General features: G+C 74.2%; 14 protein-coding genes. 7 read left to right on the top strand and 7 right to left on the bottom strand.

The genetic code is table 11. The features are described 5' to 3' along the window. Positions 1–20 precede the first annotated feature (20 nt). Both ACIGG8_RS26285 and def read right to left on the bottom strand, forming a co-directional pair. Positions 21–794: a class I SAM-dependent methyltransferase gene (locus ACIGG8_RS26285; protein WP_396551243.1), complete on the bottom strand. Its 774-nt coding sequence runs from the start codon at positions 792–794 to the stop codon at positions 21–23. After that, positions 791–1,438 carry a peptide deformylase gene (gene def / locus ACIGG8_RS26280; RefSeq protein ID WP_396551241.1) on the bottom strand — a complete coding sequence of 216 codons (648 nt, stop codon included), beginning with the start codon at positions 1,436–1,438 and terminating at the stop codon, positions 791–793. The genes ACIGG8_RS26285 and def overlap by 4 nt, the downstream gene beginning before the upstream one ends. Before the next feature lie 71 nt (positions 1,439–1,509). Between def and ACIGG8_RS26275 the strand changes: the two genes are divergently transcribed. Next, a complete protein-coding gene (locus tag ACIGG8_RS26275; protein ID WP_396551239.1) occupies positions 1,510–2,262 on the top strand; it encodes a winged helix-turn-helix domain-containing protein in 753 nt (250 codons plus the stop codon). A gap of 7 nt (positions 2,263–2,269) precedes the next feature. On the opposite strand, the gene ACIGG8_RS26270 is transcribed toward ACIGG8_RS26275, so the two are convergent. The 5 genes from ACIGG8_RS26270 to ACIGG8_RS26250 all read right to left on the bottom strand — a co-directional run bounded on the left by ACIGG8_RS26270 (position 2,270) and on the right by ACIGG8_RS26250 (position 8,496). Then, positions 2,270–2,806 (bottom strand): hypothetical protein, encoded by a 537-nt coding sequence (locus ACIGG8_RS26270; RefSeq protein WP_350524375.1) that lies wholly within the window; start codon positions 2,804–2,806, stop codon positions 2,270–2,272. A gap of 188 nt (positions 2,807–2,994) precedes the next feature. Beyond that, a complete protein-coding gene (hemC, locus tag ACIGG8_RS26265; RefSeq protein ID WP_396551237.1) occupies positions 2,995–3,930 on the bottom strand; it encodes a hydroxymethylbilane synthase in 936 nt (311 codons plus the stop codon). A gap of 42 nt (positions 3,931–3,972) precedes the next feature. Beyond that, positions 3,973–5,286, bottom strand: a complete 1,314-nt coding sequence (locus tag ACIGG8_RS26260) for a hypothetical protein (protein ID WP_396551235.1) — start codon at positions 5,284–5,286, stop codon at positions 3,973–3,975. A 175-nt stretch (positions 5,287–5,461) separates the two neighbouring features. Then, the gene (locus ACIGG8_RS26255) at positions 5,462–7,774 is read right to left on the bottom strand and encodes an FtsX-like permease family protein (RefSeq protein WP_396551233.1); all 2,313 of its coding nucleotides are present in this window, start codon (positions 7,772–7,774) and stop codon (positions 5,462–5,464) included. Further along, the gene (locus ACIGG8_RS26250; protein WP_396551231.1) at positions 7,771–8,496 is read right to left on the bottom strand and encodes an ABC transporter ATP-binding protein; all 726 of its coding nucleotides are present in this window, start codon (positions 8,494–8,496) and stop codon (positions 7,771–7,773) included. The genes ACIGG8_RS26255 and ACIGG8_RS26250 overlap by 4 nt, the downstream gene beginning before the upstream one ends. A 118-nt stretch (positions 8,497–8,614) precedes the next feature. Between ACIGG8_RS26250 and ACIGG8_RS26245 the strand changes: the two genes are divergently transcribed. The 6 genes from ACIGG8_RS26245 (at position 8,615) to ACIGG8_RS26220 (ending at position 14,092) form a co-directional block, all read left to right on the top strand. Continuing rightward, on the top strand, positions 8,615–9,466 hold the full coding sequence (locus ACIGG8_RS26245) for a sensor histidine kinase (protein WP_396551229.1): 852 nt from the start codon (positions 8,615–8,617) through the stop codon (positions 9,464–9,466). 159 nt (positions 9,467–9,625) lie between these two features. Further along, the gene (locus ACIGG8_RS26240; protein WP_396551356.1) at positions 9,626–10,312 is read left to right on the top strand and encodes a response regulator; all 687 of its coding nucleotides are present in this window, start codon (positions 9,626–9,628) and stop codon (positions 10,310–10,312) included. A gap of 227 nt (positions 10,313–10,539) precedes the next feature. Next, complete coding sequence (locus tag ACIGG8_RS26235; protein WP_396551227.1) at positions 10,540–11,745, top strand: cytochrome P450; 1,206 nt, start codon at positions 10,540–10,542, stop codon at positions 11,743–11,745. Positions 11,746–11,831: 86 nt separating this feature from the next. After that, positions 11,832–12,992, top strand: a complete 1,161-nt coding sequence (locus tag ACIGG8_RS26230; protein ID WP_396551225.1) for a type III polyketide synthase — start codon at positions 11,832–11,834, stop codon at positions 12,990–12,992. Continuing rightward, the gene (locus ACIGG8_RS26225) at positions 12,989–13,573 is read left to right on the top strand and encodes an NUDIX domain-containing protein (RefSeq protein ID WP_396551223.1); all 585 of its coding nucleotides are present in this window, start codon (positions 12,989–12,991) and stop codon (positions 13,571–13,573) included. The genes ACIGG8_RS26230 and ACIGG8_RS26225 overlap by 4 nt, the downstream gene beginning before the upstream one ends. A 99-nt stretch (positions 13,574–13,672) precedes the next feature. Beyond that, positions 13,673–14,092, top strand: coding sequence for an SHOCT domain-containing protein (locus ACIGG8_RS26220; protein WP_350524384.1), 420 nt, complete (start codon positions 13,673–13,675; stop codon positions 14,090–14,092). The last annotated feature ends 48 nt before the right edge of the window (positions 14,093–14,140 follow it).

Raw genomic sequence — 14,140 nt, 5'->3', positions numbered from 1 at the left:
CCCTCCCCCGGCGGAGCCATCTACCTGTGCGCCAGCAGGCTGACGTAGCCGCGGCCCGGGCACTCCGGGCGCAGGTGTTCCAGTCGCGTGGTGACGGTGAAGCCGGCTCCGGTCAGCAGCTCGACCAGGCGGCCGGCCGGGACGAGGTAGGAGGAGTACGTCACCGGGTGGCCGTAGCCCGAGACCGGGCGCAGGTGTTCGTCGCCGACGTGGCCTCCGAGGAGGAGGTGGCCGCCGGGCGCGAGGACGCGGTGGAACCCGGCGAACAGCGCGGGCAGTAGCTCGGGCGGGGTGTGGTGGACGGAGTACCAGGCGAGGATGCCGCCGAGGGCGCCGTCGGGCAGGTCGAGGTCGGTCATCGTGCCCTGCAGGAACCGGAGTTCGGGGTACGCGCGACGGGCGAGCGCGATCATCTCGCCCGAGATGTCCACCCCGAAGGCCGGCACGCCCAGCGCCGCCAGGTGGGCGGTGACCCTGCCCGGTCCGCAGCCGAGGTCGGCGACCGGACCCACCGGCGCCCCCGCGCCCGAACCCACGCTCGTACCCACGCCCACGCCCGCAGGCCCGCCCACGCCCACGCCCACGCCCGCACCCGGACGCCCGCCCACACCCGCACCCACGCCCGCACCCGCAGGCCCGCCCACGCCCGCACCCCGCACCAGCTCCGCGAAGGCGGCCAGCATCGCCTGCGAGAGGGAGTCCATCCCGGTCGGCGGGACGACGGTCCGGACGTAGTCGGCGGCGACGGTGTCGTAGGAGGTCCGGATCGCGGCGAGGAAGTCGGGCTCGCTCACGCCCGCGCCTCCAGGCGCCGGCAGCGGCACGACGCATTGCACTCCTGCACCGGCCCGCCCCAGTCCGGCCGCTCGCCGGCCGTTGCCCGCCGCGCGAACACCTCCTCCCGGCGGTCCGCCGTCTGCCGGAGCACGTCCTTGCGGTCGCGCCGCGAGAGCCGGTCCACGTACAGCCGGCCGTCGAGGTGGTCGGTCTCGTGCTGCAGGCAGCGGGCGAAGTAGCCGGTGGCCTCGACGGTGCGCGGGCTGCCGTGCCGGTCGAAGCCGCGCACGACCGCGCGGGCCGGACGGGCGAGCGCGGGGGTGCCCGCGCCGGGGACGGAGAGGCAGCCCTCGGCGTCCTCGATCAGCCGCCGGCCCGCGGCCTGGGGCTCGACGACCGGGTTGAGCAGGTGGCCGGTGTGCCGGACGCCGTCGTCGTCGGGGCAGTCGTAGACGAAGAGGCGAAGGTCCACGTCGACCTGGTTGGCGGCGAGCCCGCAGCCGTCGGCGACGTACATGGTCAGGAACATGGAGTCGATCAGCTGCGCCAACTCCTCACTGCCGTAGTCCTGTTCGCCGGCCGGGCGACAGGGGCCGTGCAGGATCGACTCCCCGATCTCGGTGATCCGCAGGACGGGGGGACGTTCGCGTAGGTCGGACATGGGCGTGCTCCTCGACGCAATCCAGGCATGACAACTTGTCACCGACTTTGCAAAGTAGCAGACTTTGCAAAGTGACCGCAGAAGATCTCGCCACCGCCGGCGCCCTGCCCGAGCACGCCGTCCGCACCGCCCTGCTGGACCTGCTCGCCGAGCACGGCACCATCACCTCCACCGAGGCCGCCGCCCGGCTCGGCGTCAGCTCCGGCCTCTGCTCGTTCCACCTGCGACAGCTCGGCCGACACGGCCTGATCGAGGAGGCCCCGCCGGTCGACGGCCGCGCCCGCCCCTGGCGCCTGCCCCGAGCGCAGGCGCCCCGGAACCCGCAGGAGCCCGACGGCCGGCCCGGCGGCGAGCCCGGCGGCCGGCCCGGCAACGGGGTCGGCCCTGGGGTCGGCGACGAGTTCGCCCCCGGAGCCGGCGAGGAGTTCGGCGACGGGTTCGGCGACGGGTTCGGCGACGGGTTCGGCGCGCTGGCCCGCGGCTTGGAGGACGAGAGCTACCAACGCTGGCTCGCGCACCGTGCCGAAGCCCCCGCCGACTGGCAGCACGACGAAGCCTTCAGCGCCGTCGTCTACCTCACCCCCGACGAGCTCTCGGCCGTCGGCGAGGCCGTCCGTCAGGTCCTCGCCCGCTACCGGGGCCGCGAAGCCGACCCAGCCACCCGCCCCGCCGGGGCCCGCCCGGTCGCCGCCGTCACGCGCCTCTTCCCTCTCCTCGACGCGCTTCCCGCCGCGCCTCCCACCGCACTCCCCTCCCCGAGCCCGGCCGCGAGCCCCGCCGCGGGCCCCGACCCGCGCCCCGGGGAGCTTCCCGAGGAACGGTGACCACGCTTCAGGCCCGGCGCCAGGACTGCCGGGCCACCGCCCGTCCCAGCGGACCGACCAGGAGCCCCACCGCCGCGCCCAGCACGACTCCCTGCACCCCGTCCCAGACGTCCTGCACATCGCAGGACCGTCCGATCACCGGCAGCGCGTAGTGCATCGCCGACACCGCGAACGGCAGCACCGCCGCACCGAGCAGCGCCACCACCGCCCGCCGCCTGGTCCCCGCCAGGGCGGCCGCGAAGCCGACCGGGGCGTAGGTCGCCAGCTTGAGCTCGATGTACCGGACGTGCAGCAGCTCGTACGGCGACCGAGGCCGACCGCCCTCGACCGTGCAGTGCCGCACAGCGTCCTCGGAGAGCCGGAACGCCTCCGGCAGCAGCGTCGCCACGACCACCCCGCCGAGCCCGAGCAGCAGGACGAAGCCCACCGCCCAGTGGGCCCGCAGCAACCGCCCCACCGGCCGGTTCAACAGGGCCGCGGGCGCCAGCGAGAGCAGCAGCCCGGGCCAGAACATCGGCATCCCGCCGAGCACCGCACTGATCACTCCTCAACGGACGCCGCGCACCCGCGGCCGGTTCTCGCGCCGAGGGGGGAATCTCCGCGCGTCACCCCGGGACGGGTCACCGCACGCCCGGACGAGCCGGACGTACGCGCGCCGGGGACGGCGGACCGTGCACCCGGACGGGCTCTCCGCCGTCCGGGTACCCAGGGCGCCCGCTCCGGACGGGACGGTCAGTGCGGGATGGAGGAGATCAGCTCCTGCGCCCCCTGCCGCTTGAGCGCAAGGGCGACCGAGGTTCCCAGGTCCTCCGGGTTGAGCGCGCCCGCCCACTCGTGGGCGTCCAGCACCTGCTTGCCGTCCGGGGTGAAGACCCGGCCGCGCAGCGAGAGGCGGCCGTCCGCCTCGGCCTTGGCGTAGCCGGCGATCGGGCTGTTGCAGTGGCCCTGCAGCACGTGCAGGAACATCCGTTCGGCCGCCGCCTCCCGCCAGGTGTCGTGGTGGCCGAGCGTGGTGACGGCGTCGATGGTCGCGGTGTCGTCCTCGCGGCACTGCAGGACGAGGATCCCGGCGCCGATGGGCGGGCACATCGCGTCGACGCCGAGGATCTCGGTGATCCGCGTCTGCTCGCCGATCCGTTCCAGGCCGGAGACGGCGAGCAGCAGGGCGTCCACCGTCCCGGCGTCGAGCTTGGCGAGCCGGCTGTTGGCGTTGCCGCGGATCGGCACACACTCCAGGTGCGGGTGGGAGGCGGCGAGTTGGGCGGTGCGGCGGACGGAGGAGGTGCCGATCCGGGTGCCGGGCGGGAGTTCGGCGAGGGTCAGGCCACCGGGGTGGACGAGGGCGTCGCGGATGTCGTCCCGGCGCAGGTAGGCGGCGAAGACGGTGCCGGCGGGCAGCGGACGGTCGGCGGGAACGTCCTTGAGGCAGTGCACGGCGACGTCGGCCTCCCCGGCGAGCAGCGCGGCGTCGACCTCCTTGGTGAACGCGCCCTTGCCGCCCAGGTGGGCGAGGTCGCCGGTCCAGCGGTCGCCCGAGGTGGTGACCGGCACCACCTCGGTGCGAAGGTCCGGGTGCAGGACGGCGAGTTCGGCGCGGACCCGCTCGACCTGGGCGAGCGCCATGGGCGAGGAGCGGGAGACGATGCGGATCAGCTCAGCGGTGGACATGGCGCGATGATAGGCCTTCGAACAACCGTCATTGACGGCACGTCAGGCGTATGGCGCATAGTGCCGCCTCATCCGCCTCCGCTGCACGTCCTGCAACAGCGGCCCCACCGCGTCGATCGAAGCCCCGGCGACCACCAGCACGCTCGCCCCGCCGAACGCGTAGCCTCCGGCACCCCCGGCCCCGCCGAACGCCCCGAACGCCCCGAACCCGCCGAACCCGCCGAACCCGCCGAGTCCGCTGACCGCGCCGAACCCGCCGGCCGCGCCCGCCGCCGACAGCACGAGCGCCGGCAGGACGGCGACCACACCGGTGCCCAGCATCTCGGCGACGGCGAGCCGGCTGCGTACGGCGGCGAGGTGGTCGGCGGTCGCCCTGCCGGGCTCGACGCCGGGGACGTACGCGCGGGTGCGCAGCAGCTTGTCGGCGTCGGTCAGCACGGACCGGCCGTCCAGCACCGCCGGCCAGGACCCGGCCGCGGCGAGCAGGAACAGCAGCACCAGGTACGGGAACCACGGCAGCCGCAGCGGAGCGAGCAGCAGGGCGGCGGCCACCGCCGGCACGAATCCCCGGTGGCTGAGCACCAGCGGCAGGTAGCGGCGCTCGGCGCCCGCACGCCGCCCGCCGAGCGGGGAGTAGAACAGCTCGACCCGCCGCTCCCCCTTGCGCCCGGCTGTCACCAGGGCGATCGTCACGGCCAGCCCCACCAGCACGGCCACCAGCACCGACGCGTACGCGCCGGACCCGGCCCGTTCCCGGACGGCCCACAGCTGACCGGGCAGCACGGCCGCGACCTGGGCGAGCAGCAGTACCGCGATCGCGTCGCCGAGCCCGTGCCGGTCCATCCACCGGGTGAGCGGCACCAGCGCCGCCGTGCCCGCGGCGGCCCCGGCGGTCAGGACGGCGACGGCGAGCGCGCCGTGCAGCCGCAGTACGCCGTCCCCGGCGGCCGCGCCGGGGAGCAGGTGTCCGGTCGCCGCGACCAGTGCGAGGGCGAGGCTGCCGAGCAGGCCGAGCGCGAGGGCGGTCCGGCGCTGCAGCAGGAGCAGCCCGGGGCGCACGGCGCGCAGTGCGGCGAGCCGGGGGTGCAGCCGGGCGAGGGCGGGGACGGTCAGTCGGGCCAGGAGGAGCGGCAGCACCCCGAACGGGAGCAGCGCCAGTCGGTACAGCCCGCCGCCGGTGACGAGGTCGACCAGTCCGCGCACCCGGTCGCCGGGCAGTGCCCTGTCCGCGACCCGCCCGAGCACGGTCGGGTCGACGCCCGGCAGCGGCAGGTTCTGCCCGAGCCTGAGCAGGACGATCCCGCCGAGCGTGACCGCGACCCGGCGGCCCAGGCCCGGCGCCCTGAACAGTGACACGACGTCCTCCCCGATCACCTTGTCCTCAGCGGGAGTTGGGACGCGGGCGGACGGTCGGGCGGTTCCGGTGGGAGTGACGGCCGGGAATGACGGCCGGGAGCGGCGGCCGGGAGCGACGGCCGGGAGCGACGGCCGGGAGCGACGAACCGCCGGCCGGCGCCCCCACCCCCGTGGCTCACTCGTTGTGCAGCACCTCCGCGATCGACAGCCGGGCCGCCGACCGCGCCGGGACGAGTGCCCCGAGGACGGCGATCATCACCCCCGCGAGGGCGAGGCCGGTGAGCAGCGGGGCGCCCCAGACGTCGATCGCATCGTCCGTGAAGGCGATGATCCGGACGTTCTCGACGATCAACCGGTGCGTCAGGATCCCGACCGGGATCCCGATGACGCCGCTGAGCGCGCCCTGCCAGGCCACCGAGGTGATCGTCATCGTGACGACCTGCCGGGGCGTCATCCCGATCGACTTCAGCATGCCCAGGTCGCGGCGGCGTTCCCGGATGGTGAGCAGCAGGGTGTTGAAGACGCCGAGCGCGGCGACGACCGACAGCAGGACGGTGAAGGTCGTGGTGAAGCTCTTGACCGCGACGGTGCCCGCGTCCGGGTGCGGCGTGACGACGGAGGGCGTCAGGCTCGGGTCGGCGTCCGTCACGGCCTTCCGGTACGCCCCGGCGTCGGCGCCCGCGGCGAGCCGTACGTCGTACTCGACGTGGTGCGGGTCGTCGGTGAGCGCGGCCCGGGTCGCGTCGTTGGAGGTGATCGCGTTCGGGTTGCCCTCGACGTCCTTGCCGACGATGGTGACGGTCAGGTGCCGGCCCTCCAGGTCGAGGGTGAGCCGGTCGCCGAGCCTGAGCCCGTGCTGGTCGAGGAAGGCCGGTCCGGCCGAGACCTCGTTCGGGCCGGTCGGCGGGCGGCCCTCGACCACCCGGAGCCACTTGCCGGCCCCGATGTCGTCGCCGCCGTAGAAGTCGCCGAAGACGGGCTGGGGGTAGCCGATCAGGCCCACCCGGACCAGCCCCCGGGTCACCACGCCCGCCGCGCCGGGGGTGGCGCGCAGCATCGCCTCGGTCTGGGCCGGGGTGAGCCGCGGTGCGGTCCGGTTGTCCGCGAAGTGGGCGGTCTGCACGTTGACGTGGGTGCTGTCGTCGGCCGGGGCCATGGTCCGGCTCAGGGTGCTGCTCACGCCGGTGGTCACCGTCACGGTGACCACGCCGAGCACGATCGCCGCCATGGTCAGCGCGGTCCGGGCGGGTCGGGCGAAGGGCTGGCCGAGGCCGAGGCTGACGGCGCGCGGCAGCCGGGTGCCGCCGAGCAGGCGCTGGACCTTCAGCCCTCGTCCGGTGCGCGGCGCGCTGCCCGCCGAGATGGCCTGGGCGGCGGAGAGCCGGTGCGCCCTGGAGGCCGGGACGAGTGCGGCGAGGGCGACCAGCAGGGGGACGCCGGCGAGGGTCGCGGCGGGCAGCCAGCCGGCCGGTTCGATCACGGCGACGCCGGTCATGATCCCGCTGAAGGCGGTCCGGAGGATCGGGAACGCCGCCGCCCAGCCGGCCGCCGTACCGAGGACGGTGCCGACGACCGCGGGCACCGAGACCATGGTCAGGTAGACGGTGACGACCTGGCGCGGGGTGAAGCCGATCGACTTCAGCACGCCGATGTGCCGGTAGCCGGAGACCACCGCGCCGCTCACCACGTTGCCGACGATGAGCGTGGCGACCACCAGGCCGAGCACGCCGAAGACGGTCATCAGCGGCAGGTAGGCGTCGGCGCCCGCGGAGAAGGCCTGCTTCAGCACCAGGTACGACTGCGCGCTGGTGAGCGCGTCGGCGGGCAGGCCCTCGGTGGCCGTGCCGAGGGATGCGGTGACCTGCCGCGCGGTGTCGGCGTCGGCGAAGCGGTAGAGCATCTGCCGTCCGGTGGGCTGCAGGTCGGCGGCCTGCCCGGGGGTGACCCAGCCGCCGGCGGACCGGCTCATGCTGGTGGCGAAGCCGACGACGGTGAGCTTCAGTCCCCGGTCGGTGGTGATCGGTTTGCCCAGCTGGCTCGTCGCGGAGCCGCCGAACGGCGAGTCGAGCACCACTTCGCCGGGAGCGGCGACCCAGCGCCCGGACAGGAGCTCGACCCGGTCCACCGGGCCGCCGGGGTCGGCCCGGCCGACCAGCGGCAGCGGGCCCGGCGGGCTGCCGGCCCAGTCGGTGGGGATCTCCACCACGACCTGGTCGAACGGCCCGGCGGCGGCCTCGACGCCCGGCCGGTGGGCGGTGGCGGCGAGCTGCTCCGCGGATGCCCTGCCGGCGTCGAAGGCAGCCACGACGTGCGCTCCGCGCTGGGCGCCGAAGGCGTCGTCGAAGGGGGCCCGGGCGGCGCTGATCACCGCGAGGGCGAGCAGCACGGTCGTGGTGGAGCAGAAGACCACCAGGCCGATCACGATGGTCTGGACCCTGCGGCGTTTCACCGCCGCGCGCGAGGCCCGCCAGACGGCTCCGCCGTTCACGACCGGGCCTCCAGCATCCGCTCGCGCGCCACCCGGCCGTCCGCCACTTCGACCAGCCGGCTGGCGCAGCGGGTGGCCAGGTCGGGGTCGTGGGTGACGATCAGCAGGGTCTGCCCGATCTGGTTGAGGTCGATCAGCAGGTCCATCACCTGCTCGCCGGAGCGGCTGTCCAGGGCGCCGGTCGGCTCGTCGGCGAGCAGCAGGGCCGGGCGGTTCATCAGTGCCCGGGCCACCGCGACCCGCTGGCGCTCGCCGCCGCTGAGCGCGGCCGGGTAGACGTCCTTGCGGTGCGCGACGCCGAGTTCGTCCAGCAGTTCCAGCGCGCGGCGGCGGGCCTGGCGGGCGGTGGTGCCGGTCAGCTGGGCGGCCAGGGCGACGTTGTCGAGGGCCGGGAGGTCGTCGATCAGGTTGAAGAACTGGAAGATCATCCCGATGTGCCGGCGGCGGAACAGCGCCAGGCCGGTCTCGTTCAGCCGGCCGAGGTCCTGGCCCTGCACCCGGACGGTGCCGGCGGTGGGCCGGTCCAGCCCGGCCACCATGTTCAGCAGGGTGGACTTGCCGCATCCAGAGGGGCCCATCACGGCGACCGCCTCGCCCGCCCGGATCCGCAGGTCGACGCCGTCGAGCGCCTTGGCGTCGCCGAACTCCTTGTGCACCCCGGACAGCTCGACGACGACCTGCGCGTCGTCCGGCCGGGAGGTCCCGTCGTGGTCGTTGCTCATGGTGGACGACGGTAGGGGCGGGCGCCCGGCCGGTACGTCCCACCCGGGGTGTAACCGCGGGCCGTCGTAGTACCGGGGATGTACGGGCGCGGCACCCCCGGATGATGTGGATCATGCCGTGACCTGGGAAGCTGACGCCGTGTGGGGAACGGAAGTGGAGTGGGTGTCCGTCGCGGTGGCCGGGGCGGCGTGCGCGGGGGCCGGCCGGCTGGCCGTGGCGCTCGCGCGGGCGCGCCGGCTGCACCGGTCGGCGATCGGCGAGCGCGGCTGGCTGCTGGAGCGGGAGCGGGAGAGCGCCGCCCGTACCGCCGTGGACGCCGAACGGGCCCGGATCGCCGCGGAGTTGCACGACATCGTCAGCCACAACGTGAGCCTGATGGTGGTGCAGGCCGGGGCGGCGCGCGAGGTGCTGGCCACCATGCCCGAGGAGGCGGCGGCGGCGATGGGCGCGGTCGAGGCCGCCGGGCGGGACGCGATGACCGAACTGCGGCACCTGCTCGGCCTGCTCGCACCCGCCGCGGACGGCGGCGAGGAGCCGGACGGGGGCGACTTCGCGCCGCAGCCGAGCCTGAGCCGGCTGAGCCCGCTGATCGACCGGTTCGCCTTCGCCGGGCTGCCGGTCGAGGTGCGGATCTCCGGCGAGCCCCGGCCGCTCCCGGCGGGCATCGACGTGACGGCGTACCGGATCGTCCAGGAGGCGCTGACCAACGCGCTCAAGCACGGGGACGGGGTGACGGCCGAGGTGACGGTGCGCTACGCGGACCACTACCTGCGGGTCGAGGTGCTCAACAGCGGGCCCAGCGTGCTCGCCGACGGCCCCGCCCCGGCGCCGCGCCCGGCCGACGGCACCGGGCGCGGGCTGCTCGGCCTGCGCGAGCGGGTCGCCGTGTACGGCGGGGACCTGGACGCCCGGCGCCGGCTCGGCGGCGGCTACCGGGTCCGCGCCCGCATCCCGCTGGACCGGCCGTGACCGGGCGCACGCCGTAAGGGAACTCACGCCGCGAGGGACCGCACACCTCGCGACGGGAAGAGCCGTGGAAGAGATCACTGTAGAGGGGGCACCGTGGGCGAGGACACCGTGGGCGAGGGCGCCGCGGCAGAGGGCACCGCGGCGGAGGTGCGGGACCCGGTGGCGGAGCGCCGCCCCCGGGTGGTGATCGCCGACGACCAGGAGCTGGTCCGCACCGGCTTCCGGATGATCCTGACCGCGCGCGGCATCGACGTGGTCGCCGAGGCCGGCGACGGCGAGGCGGCGGTGGCCGCCGCCGGCCTGCACCGGCCGGACGTCGCCCTGCTCGACATCCGGATGCCCGGCACGGACGGCCTGGAGGCCGCCCGCCGGATCCTCGCCCGGGTGCCGGGCTGCCGGGTGATCATGCTGACCACCTTCGACCTCGACCACTACGTCTACGCCGCCCTGGCCGCCGGGGCGAGCGGCTTCCTGCTCAAGGACGTCACCTCCGCCCATCTCGCCGCCGCCGTACGGCTGGTGGACACCGGGGACGCCCTGCTCGCGCCCTCGATCACCCGGCGCCTGGTCGAGCGCTTCGCGGCCGGCGCACCGCGTCCGGCTCCCGGCGCCGAGGGCCCGCCGCTGCACCGGGACCTCGCTCCGCTCACCCCGCGCGAGGCGGAGGTGCTCGCCCTGCTCGGACGCGGGCTCTCCAACACCGAGTTGGCGCGCGAGCTCACCCTCAGCGAGTCGACGGTGAAGACGCACGTGGCCCGGATCTTCGCCAAGTTGAACCTGCGCGACCGGGCGCAGGCGGTGGTCCTCGCCTACGAGACCGGCCTGGTCGCTCCGGGCGGCGGCTGATCCCCGACCTGCCCGCCCCAACTGGCCAGCCACAACAGGCCAGCCACAACAGGCCCGCCACAACAGGCAGTTCGCATGACAATCATGCAGCTCACTCATTAGAGCTAACTCCCCGTCGAATCGCCCTTTTTGCCAATCCATGGGGGAACATCTGCATGTCCGCGCCCGAACGGAAGAACCACCTCGGGCGGCATCACCCGGCATGACGAAGACAATTGGACAGGCCCGTGACCACCACCGCCCCCGTGTGGGACTGCCCCTTCCACCACACCGACGGCCTGGAGTTCGACCCCCTCCTCAAGCGGCTGCTCACCGAGGCCCCGATCGCCCGGATCCGGCTACCGCACGGCGAGGGCGAGGCCTGGCTGGCCACCCGCTACGAGGACGTCCGGGTGGTCACCACCGACCGCCGGTTCAGCCGCGCCGCGGGCATCGGCCGGGACCTGCCGCGGATGACGCCCGCCCCGATCGCCCAGGCGGAAGCGATCAACCTGATGGACCCGCCCGCCCACAACCGGCTGCGCCGGCTGGTCGCCCAGGGCTTCACCAACCGCCAGGTCGAACGGATGCGCCCGGCCACCCAGCGGATCGTCGACGGCTACTACGACGAGATGACCGAGCACGGCTCCCCCGCCGACCTGATGCACTTCCTGGCCGGCCGGCTCCCGCTCACCACCATCTGCGAGCTGCTCGACATCCCCGAGGCCGACCGCGCCGAACTGCGCGGCCACGCCGTCGCGATGATGCGGATGGGCCCGGGCAGCCGGGACGGCCAGGAGACCGCCAAGACCGCGCTGCGCGCCTACTTCGGCGAGCTGACCGCGGCCCGCCGCGCCGCGCCGGGCGAGGACCTGATCAGCGCCCTGGCCACCGCCCGCGACGGTGACGAACTGCTGGACGCCGACGAGCTGACCGTGATGGCGATGGTCCTGCTGGTCACCGGGCACGACACCAGCACCTACCAGCTCGGCAACATCACCCACACCCTGCTCACCCACCCCGAGCAGCTCGCCCGGCTCCGCGCCCGGCCCGAGATGCTGCCGCGCGCCCTGGAGGAGTTGCTGCGCTTCATCCCGTTCCGGCAGGGCGTCGGCATCGCCCGGGTCGCGACCGAGGACGTCGAGCTGGGCGGGGTGCTGATCCGGGCCGGCGAGGCGGTGCACGTCTCCTACCTGACCGCCAACCGCGACCCGGCGGTGTACGAGCGCCCCGACGAGCTGGACCTCGACCGCGGCGCACCCACCCACATGACCTTCGGGTACGGCCAGCACCACTGCCTCGGCGCACACCTGGCCCGGATGGAGCTGCAGGTCGCCATCGGCACCCTGCTGCGGCGCTTCCCCGGCCTGCGGCCGGCCGTCGACCCGGCCGAACTCGACTGGGACTCCGGCTCGATCTGGCGCTTCCCGCGCACCCTGCCGGTGGCCTGGTAGCCGCACCGCGCCGCACTGCGCCGCCCGTACCCGTTCCACGCATCCACCGGCCTGCCCCCAGGCCCCCAGGGGAGACCCACACACCCATGGCAACACTCTGCCGCCCCGCCGTCGCCGTGCCCGAGCACGTCATCACCCTCGGCGAGACCCTCGACCTCGCCCGCGCCCTGCACGCCGACCACCCCCAGCTCGGCCTGGCCCTGCGGCTGATCGAGAACACCGGGGTGCGGACCCGGCACCTGGTCCAGCCGATCGAGCGGACCCTCACCCACCCGGGCTTCACCCGCCGCAACGAGGTATACGAGCGCGAGGCCAAGCACCGCGTCCCCGAGGTGATCGAACGGGCCCTGGCGTACGCCGAGTTGACCGCCCGGGACATCGACCTGATGGTCTACGTGTCCTGCACCGGCTTCATGATGCCGTCGATGACCGCCTGGCTGATCAACACCATGGGCTTCCGCTCCGACACCCGCCAGGTGCCGATCGCCCAGCTCGGCTGCGCGGCCGGCGGGGCCGCCGTCAACCGCGCGCACGACTTCTGCCGCGCCTACCCGGGCGCCAACGTGCTCGTCGTCGCCTGCGAGTTCTGCTCGCTCTGCTACCAGCCGACCGACCTCGGCGTGGGCTCGCTGCTCTCCAACGGCCTGTTCGGCGACGCGGTGGCCGCCGTGGTGATGCGCGGGCACGGCGGGCACGGCGTCCAGATCGAGCGCAACGGCTCGCACCTCGTCCCGGGCACCGAGAACTGGATCTCCTACGGGGTGAAGGACACCGGCTTCCACTTCCAGCTGGACAAGCGGGTGCCCGGCACGATGGAGATGCTCGCGCCCGCGCTGCGCCGCCTGGCCGGCGAGCACGGCTGGGAGGTGTCCGGGCTCGGCTTCTACATCGTGCACGCCGGCGGCCCCCGCATCCTGGACGACCTGTGCCGCTTCCTCAACCTGGAACCGGCCACCTTCCGCTACAGCCGCGCCACGCTCACCGAACGCGGCAACATCGCCAGTGCCGTCGTGTTCGACGCCCTCGCCCGGCTGTTCGACGACGGCGGCGTGCCGGAGGGCACCACCGGACTGATCGCCGGCTTCGGGCCGGGCATCACCGCCGAGATCTCACTGGGGAGTTGGGTCGGCGCGCCGGCCGAGGCACCGCGCCCCCGCCGGCCGCGTGCCATCTCCACCTCCGACATCGCCCTCGTCCATCCGACCGTCCCCCGCCGTTTCCCGGCCGGCACTACGATCACCGAATGACCGATACCACGGACCGCACCGACGCCTCCGCCAGAGCCGCCGAACTCGCCGCCCGCTTCCCGGCGTTGCACGCGCCGCAGTACTGGAGCTGGGGGCGCTACGACGCGCAGTTCTCCACCGTGCTGCCGCCGGACGACCTGGTCACCAACATCCACCTGGTCGGCTTCGCGGACGGCGAGGTGGTGCTCTGCCGGGACGACCGGGACCACTGGTTCCTGCCCGGCGGCACCCGGGAGCAGGACGAGAGCATCGCCACCTGCCTGGAGCGCGAGCTGCGCGAGGAGGCGGGCGCCCGGCTGCTCGGCGAGCCGGGCTGGCTGGGTGCGCACCGCTGCCGCACCGACGACCCGGTGCCGTACCGGCCGTGGCAGCCGCACCCGGAGAAGGCCTGGCTGTGGGGCTGGGGAGAGGTCGCGCTGGAGTCCTCGCCGACCAACCCGGCCGACGGCGAGCAGGTGGTCGAGGTCCGTCCGGTGCCGGTCGCCGAGGCGCAGCGACTGCTGCTGACCGGGCACGACGCCTGGTGGGGCGAGCTGATCGGGCTCGCGGTGGAGCTGCGGCGGCGAGCCGGACTGGGCTGAGGCGCCGGTCGAGCGCGGCTATTCCCGCCGCCCCGGAAGATCACTGGAACGGACGAACATCGGAGCGCAATGTCCGTTTTGCGATGATATGACTCGGCCATGGACACCTACACGCTGGCCGCGGACTACCCGCTGCTCAACATCTTCTGGACGATGTTGGAGCTGTTCCTGTGGATCCTCTGGTTCTTCCTGCTCTTCAAGATCATCACGGACATCTTCCGCAGCCACGACCTCGGCGGCTGGGGCAAGGCCGGCTGGCTGGTCCTGGTGATCCTGCTGCCCCTGATCGGCGTGCTCATCTACCTGATCGCCCGCGGGCAGTCGATGACCAAACGCGACATGGAACAGGCCAAGGAGAACCAGGCCGCGTTCCAGGCCTACGTCCGTGACGCGGCAGCGTCCGGACCGGGCGGCGGCGGCAGCCACGTCGACGACCTGGCGAAACTGGCGGACCTGAAGGAGAAGGGCGCCATCTCCGACGAGGAGTACCAGCAGGCCAAGGCGAAAATCCTGGCCTGAACGCCCCGACGGGCACCACGGCCGGGGGCCGGTGGACGCGACCTGCGT

Origin of the sequence: Kitasatospora sp. NPDC085464, assembly GCF_044541955.1 — a bacterium.
Lineage (GTDB): Bacteria > Actinomycetota > Actinomycetes > Streptomycetales > Streptomycetaceae > Kitasatospora.
The sequence above is the reverse complement of the archived record's forward strand: the minus strand, read 5'-3'. Positions and strand labels throughout refer to the sequence as shown.

Excerpts from the sequence above, each read along its gene's own strand:
- def (WP_396551241.1), bottom strand. The coding sequence starts at position 1,438 with ATGTCCGACCTACGCGAACGTCCCCCCGTCCTGCGGATCACCGAGATC.
- hemC (WP_396551237.1), bottom strand. The coding sequence starts at position 3,930 with ATGTCCACCGCTGAGCTGATCCGCATCGTCTCCCGCTCCTCGCCCATG.
- ACIGG8_RS26250 (WP_396551231.1), bottom strand. The coding sequence starts at position 8,496 with ATGAGCAACGACCACGACGGGACCTCCCGGCCGGACGACGCGCAGGTC.
- ACIGG8_RS26230 (WP_396551225.1), top strand. The coding sequence starts at position 11,832 with ATGGCAACACTCTGCCGCCCCGCCGTCGCCGTGCCCGAGCACGTCATC.
- ACIGG8_RS26225 (WP_396551223.1), top strand. The coding sequence starts at position 12,989 with ATGACCGATACCACGGACCGCACCGACGCCTCCGCCAGAGCCGCCGAA.
- ACIGG8_RS26220 (WP_350524384.1), top strand. The coding sequence starts at position 13,673 with ATGGACACCTACACGCTGGCCGCGGACTACCCGCTGCTCAACATCTTC.